19 protein-coding genes are annotated in these 17,347 nt (G+C 44.7%); 14 read left to right on the top strand and 5 right to left on the bottom strand.

Annotation, left to right across the window (positions count from 1 at the left end; genetic code table 11):
- Positions 1 to 60: 60 nt before the first annotated feature.
- On the top strand, positions 61 to 981 hold the full coding sequence (locus R7070_RS13790) for an IS5 family transposase (RefSeq protein ID WP_159408532.1): 921 nt from the start codon (positions 61 to 63) through the stop codon (positions 979 to 981).
- 35 nt (positions 982 to 1,016) lie between these two features.
- On the opposite strand, the gene R7070_RS13785 is transcribed toward R7070_RS13790, so the two are convergent.
- The 5 genes from R7070_RS13785 to R7070_RS13765 form a co-directional block, all read right to left on the bottom strand.
- Complete coding sequence (locus R7070_RS13785) at positions 1,017 to 1,739, bottom strand: hypothetical protein (protein ID WP_014386699.1); 723 nt, start codon at positions 1,737 to 1,739, stop codon at positions 1,017 to 1,019.
- A gap of 112 nt (positions 1,740 to 1,851) precedes the next feature.
- Entirely contained in the window at positions 1,852 to 4,059 is a 2,208-nt protein-coding gene (locus tag R7070_RS13780) for a DNA topoisomerase 3 (protein ID WP_014386700.1), read from the bottom strand.
- Positions 4,060 to 4,362 (bottom strand): hypothetical protein, encoded by a 303-nt coding sequence (locus tag R7070_RS13775; protein ID WP_014386701.1) that lies wholly within the window; start codon positions 4,360 to 4,362, stop codon positions 4,060 to 4,062.
- Complete coding sequence (locus tag R7070_RS13770) at positions 4,344 to 5,120, bottom strand: hypothetical protein (RefSeq protein ID WP_128740496.1); 777 nt, start codon at positions 5,118 to 5,120, stop codon at positions 4,344 to 4,346. The genes R7070_RS13775 and R7070_RS13770 overlap by 19 nt, the downstream gene beginning before the upstream one ends.
- Before the next feature lie 4 nt (positions 5,121 to 5,124).
- On the bottom strand, positions 5,125 to 5,364 hold the full coding sequence (locus tag R7070_RS13765) for a hypothetical protein (protein ID WP_014386703.1): 240 nt from the start codon (positions 5,362 to 5,364) through the stop codon (positions 5,125 to 5,127).
- A 163-nt stretch (positions 5,365 to 5,527) separates the two neighbouring features.
- Here R7070_RS13765 and mobH point away from each other — a divergent pair, with 163 nt between their 5' ends.
- The 13 genes from mobH to traA (R7070_RS13700) all read left to right on the top strand — a co-directional run bounded on the left by mobH (position 5,528) and on the right by traA (R7070_RS13700) (position 17,151).
- On the top strand, positions 5,528 to 8,602 hold the full coding sequence (gene mobH / locus R7070_RS13760; RefSeq protein ID WP_014386704.1) for a MobH family relaxase: 3,075 nt from the start codon (positions 5,528 to 5,530) through the stop codon (positions 8,600 to 8,602).
- A 6-nt stretch (positions 8,603 to 8,608) separates the two neighbouring features.
- The gene (gene traD, locus R7070_RS13755) at positions 8,609 to 10,477 is read left to right on the top strand and encodes a conjugative transfer system coupling protein TraD (protein WP_084735634.1); all 1,869 of its coding nucleotides are present in this window, start codon (positions 8,609 to 8,611) and stop codon (positions 10,475 to 10,477) included.
- 48 nt (positions 10,478 to 10,525) lie between these two features.
- A complete protein-coding gene (locus R7070_RS13750) occupies positions 10,526 to 11,071 on the top strand; it encodes a hypothetical protein (RefSeq protein WP_226977599.1) in 546 nt (181 codons plus the stop codon).
- Complete coding sequence (locus R7070_RS13745; RefSeq protein ID WP_014386707.1) at positions 11,028 to 11,657, top strand: DUF4400 domain-containing protein; 630 nt, start codon at positions 11,028 to 11,030, stop codon at positions 11,655 to 11,657. The genes R7070_RS13750 and R7070_RS13745 overlap by 44 nt, the downstream gene beginning before the upstream one ends.
- Positions 11,658 to 11,673: 16 nt before the next feature.
- Positions 11,674 to 12,075, top strand: coding sequence for a hypothetical protein (locus R7070_RS13740; protein ID WP_014386708.1), 402 nt, complete (start codon positions 11,674 to 11,676; stop codon positions 12,073 to 12,075).
- 168 nt (positions 12,076 to 12,243) lie between these two features.
- A complete protein-coding gene (locus R7070_RS13735) occupies positions 12,244 to 12,387 on the top strand; it encodes a hypothetical protein (RefSeq protein WP_153274586.1) in 144 nt (47 codons plus the stop codon).
- Between the two features lie 157 nt (positions 12,388 to 12,544).
- The gene (gene traL, locus R7070_RS13730) at positions 12,545 to 12,826 is read left to right on the top strand and encodes a type IV conjugative transfer system protein TraL (protein ID WP_014386709.1); all 282 of its coding nucleotides are present in this window, start codon (positions 12,545 to 12,547) and stop codon (positions 12,824 to 12,826) included.
- Entirely contained in the window at positions 12,823 to 13,452 is a 630-nt protein-coding gene (locus R7070_RS13725) for a TraE/TraK family type IV conjugative transfer system protein (protein WP_014386710.1), read from the top strand. The genes traL and R7070_RS13725 overlap by 4 nt, the downstream gene beginning before the upstream one ends.
- Entirely contained in the window at positions 13,442 to 14,392 is a 951-nt protein-coding gene (locus tag R7070_RS13720; protein WP_014386711.1) for a type-F conjugative transfer system secretin TraK, read from the top strand. Before R7070_RS13725 ends, R7070_RS13720 begins: the two co-directional genes overlap by 11 nt.
- 3 nt (positions 14,393 to 14,395) lie before the next feature.
- Positions 14,396 to 15,745: a TraB/VirB10 family protein gene (locus R7070_RS13715; protein WP_014386712.1), complete on the top strand. Its 1,350-nt coding sequence runs from the start codon at positions 14,396 to 14,398 to the stop codon at positions 15,743 to 15,745.
- Positions 15,745 to 16,293 carry a type IV conjugative transfer system lipoprotein TraV gene (traV, locus tag R7070_RS13710; RefSeq protein ID WP_014386713.1) on the top strand — a complete coding sequence of 183 codons (549 nt, stop codon included), beginning with the start codon at positions 15,745 to 15,747 and terminating at the stop codon, positions 16,291 to 16,293. Before R7070_RS13715 ends, traV begins: the two co-directional genes overlap by 1 nt.
- A 14-nt stretch (positions 16,294 to 16,307) precedes the next feature.
- A complete protein-coding gene (gene traA, locus R7070_RS13705) occupies positions 16,308 to 16,682 on the top strand; it encodes a TrbC/VirB2 family protein (protein WP_014386714.1) in 375 nt (124 codons plus the stop codon).
- Positions 16,683 to 16,776: 94 nt separating this feature from the next.
- Positions 16,777 to 17,151, top strand: coding sequence for a TraA family conjugative transfer protein (gene traA, locus R7070_RS13700; protein ID WP_109320306.1), 375 nt, complete (start codon positions 16,777 to 16,779; stop codon positions 17,149 to 17,151).
- The last annotated feature ends 196 nt before the right edge of the window (positions 17,152 to 17,347 follow it).

Here is a 17,347-nt window from a genome sequence, read left to right as displayed (position 1 = left end):
GCGGAACTAAATCCAGAACCTACGATCTGATTAGCTACATTCACTTCCTCTCGTAGCCCTATGCCTAAACCTCGTTATAAAACAACCAACTGGAAGCAATACAATCAATCACTCATTAACCGTGGCTCTCTGACCTTTTGGATTGATGAAGAGGCGATAAGCGGTTGGGCGCAAAGCAAACAGAATAAGCGCGGGAGGCCACGTCGGTTCAGTGATTTAGCTATTACGACAGCACTCATGGTGAAACGAGTTTTTTCTATGCCGCTGAGAGCGCTGCAAGGATTTATCGACTCGATATTTAGGTTAACCCATGTACCGCTAAGTTGTCCGCATTACACCTGCATCAGTCGTAGAGCCAAACAAGTAGAGGTCTCATTTAAGACTAAAACGAGAGGAGCGATACAACACCTAGCCATTGATGCAACTGGCCTTAAGGTTTATGGCGAAGGTGAATGGAAAGTCAAAAAACACGGGACGGATGGCAAGCGGAGAGTCTGGCGAAAGCTTCATATTGCCGTCGACACAAACACTCATGAGATCATTGCCGCCGAACTAAGTTTATCAACGGTTACAGATGGCGAAGTACTCCCGAACTTACTGAAACAAACACGCCGAAGTATCCTTGAGGTGTCTGGTGATGGCGCTTATGACACAAGAGCGTGTCACACTGCTATTAAGATTAAGGGAGCCATTGCGCTTGTTCCCCCACGAGAAGGGGCAGCCTTCTGGGAGCGTGGTCATCCTCGAAATCTCGCCGTGGGTTGCCAGAAGTTATACGGCTCAAATAAGTATTGGAAAGAGCGGTATGGATACCACAAACGTTCACTCTCAGAAACAGCGATGTATCGAGTTAAACAGTTGCTAGGAGGGAAACTGAGCTTAAGGAATTACAATGCCCAGGTGGGTGAATCTTACGCGATGATAAAAGCGTTGAACAAGCTTACTAGGTTAGGTATGCCTGAAACTTGTCGTATTGACTAAGAAATACGCGAAACGGGGTTGCTCTATCTCTAAATTTAATTACGCAACAAAGCCCCTTGAAGGCGAGATATATCGAGCTGATTAGAAAGTGTTGTTTTATTTTTTTTAGTCGGCATTCCTCTACTGAAAACGGAACTATGATAGAAGAAATCACTTACAGCATTATTTTCTAAGACATAACTAATGGAGGGGGAGTCTATAAAATCCCTATATAGTATAAACTTAGGGACGTTAACGCTGTATTTAGTTTTTCCACTATGTCTAACAATTGAATTCACTACTCTTTTGGGTAAAAAATGCGTGTTATATATTAGGCTTCGAACTTCAAAATTATCATAGCCTAATGAGTGTAATTTTTTACATTCAGTCTTTAGGAGCTTCTTAATTTCGAATTCATATAGATCTAGGTAACACCTTGTAGATTTATTTAATATTCCTAAAAATAACTTTTCTACTCGTTTTACTTTACATTGTTTGTACAATGGCAGTGCTACAGCGACCCCTAAAGAACTCTTATTTGATAGTGCGTTCACAGGGAAATTGTTGTCGATTCTTGGTTTTTTGTATCTATCTACGCTATTCATGAAATCTGTCGTTGGAGTGGTTATTTCTCTACACTTTTCCTGTTTGAATTTAGCTAAGCTATATAAATAAAGGCTATTAATCACTCTTTGCCTATCATTATCCATCCAGCCTAGATTAAGATACAGGGTGTGGTGTTTGAAAGCAGCTTTGGCGTGTTCTCGGTTATGATACATAATGGACCCTTAAAAATTTAAAATGCTAAATATCACTCTGTTTAATGGATGTTCTAGTGTCAGTGAGCCTATTTGATTATCAGTTATATACCGGGGCCTAAGCCCCGAGACGTTAGTCAAATAACTCTTCCAGAGATTTTTTCTTCCGAGAGTATGGCATCGTCGATTTACAATCAGGATACCCAGTACAACCCCAAAAAGAGCTAGCTCGCTTTTTACCTGGAGCCTTGCCTTTACGTAGGCGCATTGGCTTGCCACAGTCAGGACAATCAGGACAATCCTCAGCAGCAATACGCTTTTCTGGTTTCCCACGATTGTCAGGAAAAGTCTTTTTACATGTCTCGTTCTGACACCCCCAAAAAAAGCCATTTTTCCCTTTTAGTCGCTTCAACTTACCACCACAATTGAAACAATCATGAGTAGGACCTTCCGCATTTTTGAAAGCCTTAGCTAAGATGCCTTCTGGTTGAGTTAGGGTTGGAGCATTCTGCTTGAGTTGTTGGATCATTTGAACAATCCAACCTGAGATTTGCTGCATAAAGACGGACATGTTTCCGTTCCCTGTCGCTATCTTCTCCAGTTCCTGTTCCCAAGCCGCCGTCATGCCTGGGCTTTTGATCGCTGCTGGTACGACAGCAATAAGTGCGTGAGCTTTATCCGTGGCGATAAGGAGCTTTTTCTTTCTCTGCAAGTACCCTTTATCGACCGCACCCTGAATAATGCCTGCACGGGTAGCTGGGGTGCCGAGGCCAGCGGTGTCTTTTAGGACTTGCTTAAACTTTTCTTCTGTGACAAAGCGAGCAATGTTTTCCATCGCGCTTAGTAGTGTGGCTTCGGTGAAATGAGGTGATGGCCGAGTCATTTTGTCAGTGATTACCGAATCATTGATCAAGGCTGGTTCACCCTGGCTAACTTTCGGTAATTTCTCTTGCTCTTTTGGTCCATCAAGATCATCGCCTTCATCTTGAGGGGATGATTCTGCATCATTGTTGAATAGTACTTTCCAACCTTGACGTAAATGTGTTTTGCCGTTGGCCGTGAACGAATGATTGCCGCATTGAACATCAATTGTAGTTTTGTTGAATTCAAAAGGACTGTAGAACTGGGCGATGTAGAAACGACGAATTGCATCGTACAGATTGAACTCTTTTTCGCTCATGGCACTTATGTTGGTTTTGGCCGGAGTTGGAATGATGGCATGGTGAGCGGTGATTTTTTTGTCATTGAACGCTCTTGATGATCTCGATTGGTCTGCTCCAGCCACCAGCCCTGAAACACGCTGATCCGAAAGAATCAGAGCTTGAAGAATATCGGGGATATCCTCTTTCTGTGATTCTGGCAGGTATCTGCAATCTGTACGGGGGTAGGTGGTTGCTTTGTGCTTTTCGTACAAAGCTTGTGCTGCATCAAGTGTTTCTTGCGCACTGTACCCCCAACGTTTGGCCGCGTATTGCTGTAAACTAGTCAAATCAAATGGAAGAGGGGCTGATTCCTTGCCAGCTTTTGTTTCAGCCTTACTTATAAGTGCTTGCGCTCCTTTTACTTGAGCGGCTACTTGCTCTGCATAGGCTTTGTTTGTACATCGCCCTTGATCGTCAGAGCACTCTTCTGGCGGCACCCAGTGAGCAAGGAATTGACCGTTTTGAACAGATACACCGACGTCCATCGTCCAGAACGGTGATGGTTTGAAGTTGGCTATTTCACTGTCTCGCTGGCACACAAGGGCGACCGTGGGGGTGATTACTCGTCCTATATGGAGCGTTTGCCCGAAGCCAACCTCTCTTGCAAGTACTGTATAACAGCGAGACATGTTCATACCCACTACCCAGTCAGCTCGCTGGCGAGATAGGGATGCGTAATAAAGGGGTATCGTCTCCTTGCCATCTTTGATGTTTCGAAGTGCTTTTCTGATACTGCTTTCATCAAGAGCAGTTAAACAAACTCGTTTTACGGGGCCTTGGTATCGGAATCTATCGAGTAGGGAACGAGCGATCGCTTCGCCTTCTCTGTCATAGTCAGTCGAGATATAAACTGTGCTGGCTTTTTTCACCAGCTGCTCGATCACTTTATATTGCTTGGAAGAGCTACGCCTCACCTTGCTACGCCATGATTCAGGAGAAATAGGCAGTGTTTCAAGGGACCATGCTTTATATTTCTCGTCATAGTCATCGGGCATATAGAGTTCTAATAGATGACCAAGAGCCCAGGTTATTGCCCGGCCACTTCCATCATGAATAAAACCGTCGCCGTGCTGAGTTACTCCCATCACAGCTGCGAGGTCTTTTGCTTGGGATGGCTTCTCACAAATGTACAGATCCATTTAAGCGCACTCCTTTGGTTTGAGCGCGATGTCTTGAATACCGTTTTGCTGCGTAGAAAGGTTGGTCAGCTGTTTCCAGTTTTCGGAGGCATCGGCTATTAAGGGGGATTTCTCTGTGCCAGCAATAAAAGCTAGGTTGGCAGAGATAACGACTGCTGCTTCTTCCGGAGTGCCACTTTGTCCGGCCTCAACCAGCATGATGTTCAGCTCATCAAAGAGCTCAGCTTTAGCTTGAAGAACGAGAAGCTCTTCTTCCGTCAACTGAGTATGTGATGAGCTGGTGGTTACTTTATGGCTTTGCATGGGTTTACCACTGTAAATGGGCGAGTAGAACTGCGAACGATCTTGCGCTGTTCATTCGTCATTTTTTGTGATGTGCAAAATTGCGTCCAAGCGGTGAGATAATCTTGGTAAGTGTGTTGTGGCGGATTGCACTGACCAACCAGATCGCTTGGGATACTGCCTGTTTCGCCTTTTTCTTTCTCGATGAACTGCCAATCGCGTTCATCCATGCCATTACCGCTATCACAGAAACGCTCCCAGCGTGATAGTTCGTATAAGGAGTACCCTTTGCCTTTCACACCAGAAGAAAGTTTTTTGTATGCGGAAATGGCATCTTCCATGTTGGAACCATTTTTATCCTTCTGCTGTTTTATCAATGCGCTTTCATTATTCGCGCCGAGACTACTTGTTGGACCTAATACATGGATGTAATCGGGTTTGCGAAATGCTGCTCCACCCAGTCCTAAATCTTCATAAGAAACATTGAGACCACGATCTACACGATCTTGCTTCTTATGTGCTTCGATATCAGCACTGCCACGATTTTCAGCAATATTCAAAAGGAAGTAATAGGCATCGACATCATCATCAGACGCAAGCAGTTTGTCAGCCTTCGCTTCGTAGATAGGAAGGTTCTCTTGAATCCATTGATCTGTCGGCTGCTGAGGAATGCCGTAGCGTTGGTGCAATTCTGCGTTTGTTGGTGGGATATCTTTGGTTGAGGAACACCCAGCCAAAATAGCTAACCCTACAAGTACTACTAATTGCTTTTTAATCATCTGCTTACCCATTGAATTGTTGCTCCAACCATTGTTCATCAATGGTGTCGATTGTCCGGCCATCACTGTTGCTTAAAAGCTTACGAGTAATGACTGTTGTCCAGTTATTAACAAGAGACATGTCAGACTGAGCCTGATGCAAAGCCTCTTTGTCTCCCTGCATGTTGTTAGCGGTTACTGCCTGTGCTTGGCGCTTTAAAGCATCAAGTGCCAAATAGGCAGCATCGGGCAATGTTCTTTCCATACAACTCTCCTGATACCAAATAATGATGCTGTGTATTTTATCTGGTCACTCAATCATCTCTGACGCCTCAAACTGCCCAAAATGGACAGGAGGGGAGATATGAGAAGACAAAAGGGTCTGCGAGCATATACGCACGGAAAAAGCGCAGGTAAATAAGAACCAGATGATAAGTAGTGCCTTTAAAAAATTATTTGGTGGGCGCGGTGAGAAAAAAGTAGAGGTAGTAGCTTCCCAGGTTAGGGATTTAGCTGACGAAGAGATACCTCGATACCCGCCGTTTGCCAAAGGGCTACCAATGGCCCCAGTCGATAAAGTGTTGCAGACACAGAACGAACTTATTCAAAAAATCAGGAGCACTTTAGGTTTTACTCAAGAAGAGTACGACCGTTTAGTCATGCCTGTAATTGGCCGTTACGCGGCGTTTGTTCATTTATTACCAGCATCCGAAGCTCATCATCATCGGGGAGCTGGTGGATTGTTTCGTCATGGGCTGGAGGTTGCCTTTTGGGCGACACAGGCATCTGAGTCAGTTATTTTCTCAATTTCAGGCTCCCCTCGTGAACGAAGAAACAATGAGCCGCGATGGCGTTTGGCATGTTGTTTCTCAGGGTTATTGCATGACGTTGGTAAGCCATTGTCTGATGTTGTGATCACAAACAGCGATGGTAGTAAAACGTGGAACCCATATTCAGAAACTCTGGTTGACTGGGCTAAGCGCCATAATGTGAGTCGTTATTTTCTTCGTTGGAGAGATAGAGAACACAAACGGCACGAGCAATTTTCGCTGCTGACCGTCGAACGAATTTTGACTCCAGAGGCTTTGGAGTTTCTAGCTGATCCCGGTAAAGACATTGTTGAATCCATGCTACAGGCAATATCAGGTCTTAGAATCAATGACCCGGTAACAAAGTTAATGCTTAAAGCTGATGGTGAAAGTGTTTCTCGTGACCTCAAACAGAATCGCCTAGATGTCGATGAGTTTGCTTACGGTGTTCCTGTTGAGCGTTATGTATTTGATGCTTTACGTCGATTGGTTAAAACGGGCAAATGGAAAGTCAATGAGCCTGGCGCGAAGGTGTGGCATTTACATCAGGGTGTGTTCATTACATGGAAGCAGGGAGCCAGTGATATTTATGACTTGTTAACGGAAGATAAAATTCCTGGCATTCCTCGTGATCCAGATACCTTGGCTGATATTTTAATTGAGCGTGGTTTTGCTCTGAAAAACGTATTACCAGAGCATGGCAAAGATGTTTTCTATCGTTATTGGGAAGTTATCCCTGAATTACCTCAAGAAGGGGAAGAAGTCACAGGGAAAATCAAAATGCAGATGCTGCGTCTTGAATCGTCGGAGTTGGTTTTTACCACTGAACCGCCTGCGGCCATCGCGGGTGAAGTTATTGGCGATGAGGACGAACAGGAACTTGATGCCAGTGAGCTTGATGACGATGCACCGGAAGATGGAGATGAGAACTCTGATTCGCTCACCGCTACACCAGAGCCTATTGGTTCTCTTGATGATGGATTCGAAATTCCAGATTTTATGGCAGCACCGCCCTCAACGGACTCTCAATCATCGGAACCGAAAGGTGGCACTTCCACCGATACCAAAACAAGCAAGAATGACGATAAAGCTGATGCCCCAAAAGAACCATCAGCACAAGAAATCGCTCAAACCGCAGCACCATTAGCATTAGACGATCCATTGAAAGGGCTGAAAGATGCTGGTGGGGCATTAGGAGTTTGCGATTTTCCATTCGATGCATTTGGGCTCAATACCGAGCCTGATACAACACAAAAAGACAAAGCTGAAACGCCAAATGTTCCAACAGAACAAAGCGAAGAAGACACATCTTTACCCGGCATAGACAACATTCGCTCGGGCAAGAAGCGTCAGCCTAAAGCATCCGCAAACACGGCAGCATCCTTGTCACCGAATGAGTTTTTTGGCCCTGAACCGAGCGCAATATTTGATGCCCCACCAATGCCGCCAGAGGATATGTTTGCACCAATAGATGCTGTCCCTTTGGATGCCTATGACTACTCCCATGAGATGGAAGAGCGTGAAGAGTTTGTTCCAACAGAACATTTCCAAGATGCAGAGACATATTCTTTCAGCCAGCAGGATAAATCGAGTGATGTTGATGTGCGTGGTCATTTGGAGAATGTTCTAAGTGGATACGGCGCGGCAGAAAGTATTTTAAAAGAAGCCATTATTCCTGTGCTGGATGGACACAAAACATTAGGTGAAGTGCTTTGCTTTATGAAGAAAAAAGCAGTGATCCTTTATCCAGAAGGTGCCCGAGCGCTTGGGGCTCCAGCCGAAGTCTTGAACACGTTATTTGACGCTGGCGCTATCGTGCCTGACCCAGTTCATCCAAACCGGAAGGTTCATGATTTTAGTGGCATTAAAGGGTTGTTACTTTCTTCTGATATCTCAGATGTTATCAAAGCTGCGATAGAACAAGCTGAGAAAGACTTTGACCCAATTCGTGAAGTTAGTGCGCTAAATGATAAACGCCAATCTGGCAAGAAAGCTGAAAAGGCACACTCAGAAAAGAAAGTTAAGAGCCAGAAAACCAACCAATCTACGCCGAAAAAGCCTAAACCTGCAATGGATATTTCAGCATTACTGCCCGGAGAGCAAACAGGTGGCCGCTCATCTGAGAATAAAAGAATCGCACAACAAACGGCACAAGGTAAGAAGGGCACAGCAGCTAAAACTCAAACCGAACAGCACAAAAATGAGAGTGAAAACAGTGCTTCTAATGAGGAAAAGCAAAATGTGTCACGTTTACCTAAGCGCCAAAAACCAAAGACAACGGTAAATAAACCACCAAAAGAAACGCGGCCAGTGAGTCTGGATTTCGATTCTGATTTAGAACTGCCAATGACAAAAGTGGTCGGGCAAATAGATCTAGAAGACGAGGAACCTAAAAAGCCTCAGAAGGCGAAAGAAATTAGTGATGAGGACTTTTTACCTCCTCAGTCTGACATTGATGCAGAGGAGGCCATTAGGCTTCTGAAAGAAATGATAAAAAACCAAAAAGGACGATGGTTAGTCGGTCCGGTCATTAAGGAGGATGGGTGTTTGGTAACAAGCGATAAGGCTCTGGAGAAAGTAACTGGTGAGTGTACGAATCTTAGCAAATCTATGCTGAGAGCATTACTCGCTAGTGGGCAACGACGCCCAAGAATGACTATTCGCCAGGGGAATTTAAGGTTAGAGGTGGAGTAAAGATAGATGAGCATGGATTATGACCCACTTGGGTATGAAATGCCGTGGAGGCCAAATTTTGAAGGTCGTGCAGCGCTAGGGTGGGCAGCTGCCAGCGGTGTGGCCTTGACGGTTAATCAAATGGCAGAGTCAATGCCTCCGGAACCGTTTTATTGGATGACTGGTATTTGTGGTGTTATGGCAATGTCCCGAATCCCAAAAGCCATGATGTTACATCGTCTCCAGAAGCATCTATTTGGTCGTGAACTGGAATTTATCTCTTTAAAAGAGCTAGAAAAAATGATGGCTGGCTCAGAAGATGATATGTGGCTTGGTCATGGTTTTGTATGGGAAAAGCGTCATGCTCAGCGTGTATTTGAAATCATCAAACGTGACTGGCACACCTTTACTGCTCAAGAGCCTTTAATCAAGAAGACGGTTCGCGTCCTTAAAGGCAAAAAGAAAGAAGATCCAATGGGGCAAACATGGATTCACGGTGTTGAACCAAAAGAAGAGAAGTTGATGCAACCGTTGAAGCATACAGAAGGCCACACGCTTATTGTAGGTACAACAGGTTCAGGCAAGACTCGTATGTTCGACATTATGATCACGCAAGCTATCTTGCGCAATGAAGCAGTGATCATTATCGACCCTAAGGGTGATAAAGAAATGAGGGACAATGCAAGGAGAGCTTGCGAAGCTATGGGCCATCCAGAGCGATTTGTTTCCTTTCACCCTGCGTTCCCAGATGAATCCGTGCGATTGGACCCTTTACGTAACTTTAGCCGTGTGACGGAGATTGCGAGCCGTTTGGCCGCGTTGATACCTTCGGAGGCAGGTGCAGATCCATTCAAATCATTTGGTTGGCAAGCACTGAACAATATCGCTCAAGGTCTTGTACTGACTTATGAACGTCCTAGCATTGTTCTGTTGAAACGATTTTTGGAAGGTGGTGCCGCAGGTCTGGTTATCAAAGCCGTACAGGCTTATTCAGCACGAGTTATGGAAGACTGGGAATCAAAAGCAGCACCATATTTGGAAAAAGTGAAAAATGGCAATAGAGAAAAGCAAGCCTTTGCCATGATGAAGTTCTACCAAGATGTTATTCAACCAGAGTTCCCTCACTCAGATTTGGAAGGCTTATTGTCGATGTTCCAACATGACTCGGCACACTTCGGGAAAATGGTTGCTTCACTGCTTCCTATCATGAACATGCTTACCTCGGGTGATTTAGGAAAGATGCTGTCTCCCGATTCAAGCGATGTCGATGATTCCAGGCCAATAAGTGACTCAGCCAAAATAATAAACAATGGCATGGTTGCATACATTGGTCTGGATAGTTTGACCGACAGTATGGTTGGTTCTGCAATCGGCTCTCTTTTCTTATCTGACTTAACAGCTGTTGCTGGTGATAGATACAACTTTGGTGTCAACAATAAGCCCGTCAATATCTTTGTGGACGAAGCCGCAGAGGTGATCAATGACCCATTCATTCAGCTTCTCAACAAAGGTCGTGGCGCGAAACTTCGACTATTTGTTGCAACACAAACATTCGCTGACTTTGCCGCTCGGATGGGGAGTAAAGATAAAGCACTACAGGTTCTGGGAAACATTAACAACACATTCTCATTGCGTGTAATTGATCCTGAAACACAAAAGTTCATTACAGACAACTTACCGAAAACACGTTTGAACTACGTCATGAGAACGCAGGGCCAAAATACGGACGGTGAGCAGCCGATTATGCATGGGGGCAACCAAGGGGAACGGCTTATGGAAGAAGAAGCTGAATTGTTCTCTACGCAACTCCTGGGGATGCTGCCCAACCTTGAGTACATAGCCAAAATCTCTGGGGGGAAGATAGTCAAGGGACGGCTACCTATCTTGACATCTTAATGGCGAAATATGAGTGCGAATAAGTATAAAAATTATGAGGTTACTAGAGTGGTTGATGTGAATCCGCACAAGAAAGTACTAAGCGTGATCCGAAAGCGTGATCGAAAAAATGCACACACACTGGCACTGCTGTTTTTTGATTGGCCTGCAACCAATGATGTGATTGAGCAACTATGTTGTTTCATCACTGATGGGATCAAATCGGATAAGGAGCCAGTGATTTATCCGATTTTGGAAGAGGCATTAGATAAATATAGCGGTGTAGTGTTCCATGCGAACAAACGTAAGTACGAGGACCCGGTAAGACTAGGGGTTTTCTTGGAAACCATCATCACTGAAACAGCTAAAGCGCTAGAAATTGAGATTGAAGATTCACTAGGTAACAAGTGGTCTGTGGAGAAAGGTGAGCCTTTTTCTCACTGGCTTGCAGACCATAAAGGTGAATTATTCATTGTTCCACATCAACATCAGAATGAATGCAAACTTCGCAAGGCTTTGTATCAGTTAGTCGCTAGCGAAAGTGTAAAAACAGTATTAAGGAGAACCAATTATGAAGAAGCCGTTGTGGCTGGTCGCTTGGTTGCTAGTCATTGAAGTCTTGGTGATTCTTTTGCTAGTACCTGGTGATTGGACAGATAAAACAATTCAGCGTGAATCAGAGCTGGTGGAGCAGAACTTAGGCTATGAAGCTAGACAGTGGATTAGTGATACAGCTGGGGACTGGTACAAAACTAGTGTGCTTGATTCTGGCTTTTATGCTGCTATGTATCACACGTTAATTCCAACAGAAGAGGAACGTAGAAAGTCGAAAGGAATGGAGAATATGGGCCAAGCATGGTTCGTTTGGGTGGAGGGGCGAATTGAAGCCTTTACCAATGTAATTTACCAGTTCTACACGCGGTTAGCACTTTTGTCCTCCTGGGCACCGTATCTGCTCATCTTGTTCATCCCGGCGGTTTATGACGGTTTGATGAGTTGGAAGATCAAACGAACCAACTTTGACTATGCGAGCCCTGTTGTCCACCGATATAGCATTCGAGGAACGTTCTTCCTAAGCATGGGGCTGTTTATTACCTTTTTTGCTCCCATAGCTCTAAATCCAATTGTAATCCCCGCTGTGATGATGCTCTGTTGTGTGTTGTTGGGACTTGCATTCGGCAATTTACAAAAACGAGTTTAACCAAAGGATATTCAATATGAAAAAGACTGCTCTAACAATCATTGCCGCATTCATGCTTGCAGGTCCAGCAGTGGCGAAGACAGATAAACCCTATACGGAGGAAGTGGAAACTTTCTTTGAGACCTTCGAACTGATGTGTGAAAGTTGCGCCGAAGTTTCGGAGTTTATGGTTCAGACACTAGAAGAGAAGTGCGATCAACCGATAACCATAGAAAATATTCAGAATGTAACGAAAACACATCCTCTCTATGCATTTCTTCTGGCTATGGGGAACATGAACCCAGATGGAAAACCTCTTAGCTTTCAGTCTGCCGCTGACAACGTGGACTGTAACGATGGAATGAAGTGGGTAGAAAAGACCCAAAGCGCGATGAAAGCAGCATATCAAGAGCAGAAGAAGCAAGCGCAAAACGGATAAGTCACATTACATTGCAAAGGCGGCCATTTGTTGGCCGCTTTTTTGTGTCACTCACTTTCACATGTGAAAGTCTTAATGCTTCCCAAATGGACAAATACAGCGCTGTGAAATGAGCACGAGATCAGGTGAGAATAAAGAAAAATTAAATAGCAATCAGTTGGAGGTTATATGTCTTCTCATACACATACAGCAAATAGCTCTGAACGCTCTGGAGCATCATGGGGCGTAGGGCAAATTATCCTTTGGCAGTTAATCTTTGCCGTAGGTTTCTTTTTTGGTATTCAGTATGGCGATCTTGTTCGCTTGTTTTAACCTTTCACATTACCCGCTCTAAAAACGGCTTTATGCCGTTTCTCTCTTTATAAGACCACTTTTCGCCCAAGTTGCCCAAAAAGGGCGTTAGCCCGTGGCGTGTTTGTTGAAAAAATCTTCCAGAATTGGCGACATTGGAAATTGGAAGAGATATGGAATGAAGCCCGTCAAAATCCCACGTCGTATAGACGAACCGCCGCACATGCTGCTCTGGAGTGCAGATGAGCTGGCTCCTATGCTTCTTGGCCTTGTCATCGGAGTGATGATGGGCAAAGCCTTGATTTTTTTCTTAATCGGCTTGGCCGTGACCAATTTATATCGTCGATTTCGTGATAACCACCCTGATGGCTACATGCTTCACATGCTGTATTGGGGGGGATTCATCGCAACAAAAGCAAAATCTTTGAAAAACCCATTTATCCGGAGGTATTTCCCTTGAATTTAAAGGTGTATTTAAAAACCTGGGAGGGCACTCAGGCTGAAAATAAATGGGGGCGAGTCTTCGTCCTCGGTCTGATCTTCACCGTCTTGCTGCTAGCTGTGAAGTTGTTTAGCAAAGAGACCATTGTGACCGTTCAGCCTTGGACTTTGAATGAAGAAGCTTGGGTATCACAAAAAAATGCCTCTCAATCATACAAAGAGGCGTGGGGATGGGCTCTTGGAACGCTGATGGGTAACGTAACTCCCGGCAACGTTAACTTCATCAAAGAACGTATGGAGCCAATTCTAGCACCGACTATTTATCAAGAGTTTATTGATGCACTTGAAATCCAAGCGCAAGAGATTCAAGCAGACCGAATCACTATGCGATTCGAACCTCGTTTCGTCGAATACGAAGAAACGACTGACAAGGTTTTTGTGTATGGGCACTCCTTTGTTAAGGGGGCTGCTTTTGACGCAAAAGAGCAACGTACAGACAGAACATACGAGTTTGAGCTCCGCGTTTCGAACTATATGCCTGTCCTTGATTATATGACCACGTATGAAGGTCGCCCTCGAACGAAGAGTGTTTTAGACAAATTAGAACGTAAAGAAGAGAGCCGGAGAAAGCGTAATGAAGGTTAATTCGATTGTTTTGGCGCTTTCAATTGCGCTTGGTGTTTCAAGTGCAGTGAATGCATCAGATGATGAAATACCAGTTGTTCCTGTCAGTGTTATGAAGAACAACGTTCCAGCCCCCGTAATCCCTGATTCAGTAGCAAAACAAAGAGCTACAACTACTCAGGCCAATAGCTCGAATTTGGCTGGTGGTTACACTGAAAACTCACAACTGGTTATGGAGCCTGGGGTTAATCAGATCATCCCTATTGCTATCGGTCATCCCAACCGAATCGTTACTCCATTTGGTAAGCCGGAAGTGACGTCAACATCCTTACAGCCGGGGCAAAATAAAGGTGAATGTGGGGAAATATGCATCAAAGAGAATGTTATCTATGTGGCTACGGCAAAAGAATACCCAGTAACCATGTTCATTACAGAAAAGGGCTCAGAAGCTCGTGCGCTGAGTTTAACAATGGTTCCTCAAAGAATCCCACCTCGTGAAGTGTTTTTGAAGCTCGACAATAACAGCTTAATACCTGGCATGTTTGCAAACAACAAAGCTAAAAGCTGGGAGCAAAGTCAGCCATATATCGAAACACTTCGAACAGTATTCAGAAAACTGGCTCTTGGTGAAATCCCTAATGGCTACTCCATGAATCGAACTCCAAGCAATGTTCAATTACCTCAGTGTGCGCAGCCTGGTATTTCAGTCAATTTTGCAAATGGACAAATGATGATGGGGCATCATTTGACTGTATTTGTAGGTATTGCTCGAAACGTCACAAGTGAACCTATTGAGTTCAAAGAGCAATCTTGCGGAAACTGGAGTGTTGCTGGTGTGACTTCATGGCCGCATAAGGTTCTTGAGCCAGGTCAGAAAACCGAAGTGTACGTGGCAGTAAAACAGCGCGAGAAAACCGAATCGGCTACTCGTCGTCCTTCACTGTTGAGCGGAGGAATGTAAACGATGATTAATATGAATTGGTGGAACGAGCTCGATCCAAACAAAAAGCGTTGGGTTGCTGTTGCAGGTGGTGTTTTCGTTCTGTTTGTGGCTGTGAGTCTTTTTTCTGATGAAGGTACAAGTGACTCCAGCAATAAAAGTCGTAAAGAAACCATCCGTCACGTATTAACTGACAAGGGCACTCGTGAAGCGGGTATGGATGCATTGGTTGGCAATCTTAAAACAACGAAAGCTGAACAAGAACAACTGCGACGTGAACTGGACAAAGTAAAACGTGAACTGGAGAACACTAAGTCGAAGGCTGGTGCATCAGTTGATATAGGTAAGGAACTCGAACAGCTGAAACGCGATGTTAAGGAGCTTTCTCAAGAAAATAGAAACTTAGCGCGAGATTTAGAAAAAGCTCAGAAAGACGCTGAAAAACGTTCAGGGAAGCCTACAGCTGGTGGCGCTGAAACTGGTTTGACAGAGGAACAGGGCGCTCAACAAGCTGGTGGATACACCTCTACCGAAAAGCTTGATTACAAGGACCCTAATGAGTTCTTTAAGAAAGCTCCACTACCAGCTAACTCTCACAGCAAACCAACGGGTAAGGAATCGGATAGATCAGGTAAACCTACCGCTCAACCGGGCATTCGAATTGTTAACTACACAGAATACAACGAAGCAGAAGAGAAAGCGGCGGAAGAGCAGGAGGACCAAGACAACTCTATCTACTTACCTGCGGGTTCAATTCTTACTGGTGTAACGATCACTGGTATGGATGCTCCTACCGCAAAGGGAGCAAGAAAAGACCCTTTCCCAGCAACAATTCGACTCCAGAAGGAAGCTATTTTACCTAACCGATTCAGAGCCGATGTTCGTGAGTGTTTCTTGATTGTATCCGGTTACGGCGATCTGAGCTCAGAAAGGGCATATCTACGAGGCGAGGTTATTTCCTGTGTTCGTGAAGACGGCGGCGTAATTGAGTCTCGCTTGGACGGATATGCAGTGGGTGAAGATGGTAAAGCTGGTGTACGTGGCCGCTTAGTATCTAAACAAGGTGCAATGATAGCCAAATCTTTGACGGCTGGTTTCTTGAGTGGCTTTGCTCAAGCGCTTGATACAAACCCAGTTCCAGTTATCAACACTAATCCAACAGACACACCTGTATATCAACACGTGTTCAATGAAAACACTATGCAGAGTGGTATATCAAAAGGCGCATCAAGTGCGATGGAGAAGGTTGCTCAGTTTTATCTTGATATGGCTGAGGGAATGTTCCCTGTAATAGAGGTCGATGCAGGTCGTCAAATTGACGTAATTATCACCAAGGGGCAGCAACTAAAACTTAAATCGCAGGGGACAAAATAATGACGAAAAAAACACAAAAGCTGACCAGAAAGGGCAGTTTCACAGGGGGCTTTCCAATGGTTAAGCCCATAAAATCTACAGTGTCGATGATTTTGGGCAGCGCTTTATTGCTATCAGGCTGTACCTCAATCGGCAGTGATGAGTATAGCTGTTCAGGTATTCCTGATGGTGTTCAGTGTATGTCAGCGCGAGATGTCTATGCGGCGACAAACGATGGCAATATCCCACGCTCAGTAAAGCCTGGAGAAGAGCCTGTTTCTGTTCCAGGAGAGATAGCCAACTCATCATCGACGGGAGATTCAGTGATAGACAATTACGTCACACCGCGCCTCCCGAATCGTCCGGTGCCTATTCGTACTCCAGCACAGGTCATGCGCATATGGGTAGCCCCTTGGGAGGATACCAATGGTGACTTGATTGTGACTGGGTACGTTTACACCGAAATAGAACCGCGCAAGTGGGTAATTGGGGAAGGGACTCAACAAGATGTACCTATGCTCAAACCCTTGCAAACGATAAAACCCAAAGCTAATTCAGAAACTAAATAGGAGAACTTAGCAAAATGAACGTCACATCCACATCAAACAATAAAGTCAACCTTTTGTTCTGGGTGGCGTTGGCTCTGGTGATCAGTTTTATGTTTGCCAATCAAGCCCACGCTGGTACAGGCGGTACAGAATTTGATGATATCTGGACCACCATTACTGACTGGACTCAAGGTACGCTTGGCCGAATCATCGCAGGTGCAATGATCTTGGTAGGCATCGTTGGTGGCATCGCTCGTCAAAGCTTGATGGCATTTGCGATGGGTATCGGCGGCGGTGTCGGCTTGTACAACAGCCCTACCGTTGTTGAATCTATCATGACAGCAACTCTTGAAACTGCTGACAAAGTTGCCCCAGTTGCAATTCAACTAAGCAACGGATTAGGTATGTGATTTCATACGTAACAGTACTTTGTAAGTACTTGATATAACGGGCAGTTGAATATCTCAACTGCCTTTTTTAAGATTGAAAATCAGGAAAAAAATCATGGAAATCACAAATAAGGCTAACAATAAAGCCAATCTTCTTTTCTACGTCGGTTTAGTAATGATCGTTGGACTTATGTTTGCGAACCAAGCTCACGCTGGTACTGGTGGTACAGAGTTCGATGACATTTGGACCACCATCACCGACTGGACTCAAGGTACACTGGGTCGCATCATTGCTGGTTCAATGATTTTGGTAGGTATCGTTGGTGGTATCGCTCGTCAAAGTATCATGGCATTCGCAATGGGTATCGGCGGTGGTGTTGGTCTATACAACAGCCCTACGGTTGTAGAAGCGATTATGACAGCTACATTAGAGTCAGCTGAAAAAATTGCTCCAGCAGCTATTCAGTTCAGTAACGGCTTAGGGCTATAAGGTCTCAATACTCACTTTAACCCCTCCTTTTATACTTGGCATTTTTGGTTTCAGTCGTCAGAAAATGCCAAGTGATTTCCCTCCCAGAAAAACGCTTTAAAAACGCTCAAATTGGGCAGTTACACAGTCTGTGTATAGCCGATTACTCCAGTAACCTCCTGTATTGGGTTCTTGTAACCCTATTCAATAGCTATTG

This window comes from Vibrio sp. 1557 (assembly GCF_033340175.1).
Lineage (GTDB): Bacteria > Pseudomonadota > Gammaproteobacteria > Enterobacterales > Vibrionaceae > Vibrio > Vibrio alginolyticus.
The sequence above is the reverse complement of the archived record's forward strand: the minus strand, read 5'-3'. Positions and strand labels throughout refer to the sequence as shown.

Bases quoted from the DNA above. Each gene is read 5' to 3' on its own strand.
- traV (WP_014386713.1), top strand. From the start codon at position 15,745: ATGACGAAAAAAACACAAAAGCTGACCAGAAAGGGCAGTTTCACAGGG.
- R7070_RS13775 (WP_014386701.1), bottom strand. From the start codon at position 4,362: ATGCAAAGCCATAAAGTAACCACCAGCTCATCACATACTCAGTTGACG.
- traL (WP_014386709.1), top strand. From the start codon at position 12,545: ATGAAGCCCGTCAAAATCCCACGTCGTATAGACGAACCGCCGCACATG.
- R7070_RS13740 (WP_014386708.1), top strand. From the start codon at position 11,674: ATGAAAAAGACTGCTCTAACAATCATTGCCGCATTCATGCTTGCAGGT.
- R7070_RS13735 (WP_153274586.1), top strand. From the start codon at position 12,244: ATGTCTTCTCATACACATACAGCAAATAGCTCTGAACGCTCTGGAGCA.
- R7070_RS13715 (WP_014386712.1), top strand. From the start codon at position 14,396: ATGATTAATATGAATTGGTGGAACGAGCTCGATCCAAACAAAAAGCGT.
- R7070_RS13770 (WP_128740496.1), bottom strand. From the start codon at position 5,120: ATGATTAAAAAGCAATTAGTAGTACTTGTAGGGTTAGCTATTTTGGCT.
- R7070_RS13720 (WP_014386711.1), top strand. From the start codon at position 13,442: ATGAAGGTTAATTCGATTGTTTTGGCGCTTTCAATTGCGCTTGGTGTT.
- mobH (WP_014386704.1), top strand. From the start codon at position 5,528: ATGATAAGTAGTGCCTTTAAAAAATTATTTGGTGGGCGCGGTGAGAAA.
- traA (WP_109320306.1), top strand. From the start codon at position 16,777: ATGGAAATCACAAATAAGGCTAACAATAAAGCCAATCTTCTTTTCTAC.
- traD (WP_084735634.1), top strand. From the start codon at position 8,609: ATGAGCATGGATTATGACCCACTTGGGTATGAAATGCCGTGGAGGCCA.
- traA (WP_014386714.1), top strand. From the start codon at position 16,308: ATGAACGTCACATCCACATCAAACAATAAAGTCAACCTTTTGTTCTGG.
- R7070_RS13745 (WP_014386707.1), top strand. From the start codon at position 11,028: ATGAAGAAGCCGTTGTGGCTGGTCGCTTGGTTGCTAGTCATTGAAGTC.
- R7070_RS13790 (WP_159408532.1), top strand. From the start codon at position 61: ATGCCTAAACCTCGTTATAAAACAACCAACTGGAAGCAATACAATCAA.
- R7070_RS13780 (WP_014386700.1), bottom strand. From the start codon at position 4,059: ATGGATCTGTACATTTGTGAGAAGCCATCCCAAGCAAAAGACCTCGCA.
- R7070_RS13765 (WP_014386703.1), bottom strand. From the start codon at position 5,364: ATGGAAAGAACATTGCCCGATGCTGCCTATTTGGCACTTGATGCTTTA.
- R7070_RS13785 (WP_014386699.1), bottom strand. From the start codon at position 1,739: ATGTATCATAACCGAGAACACGCCAAAGCTGCTTTCAAACACCACACC.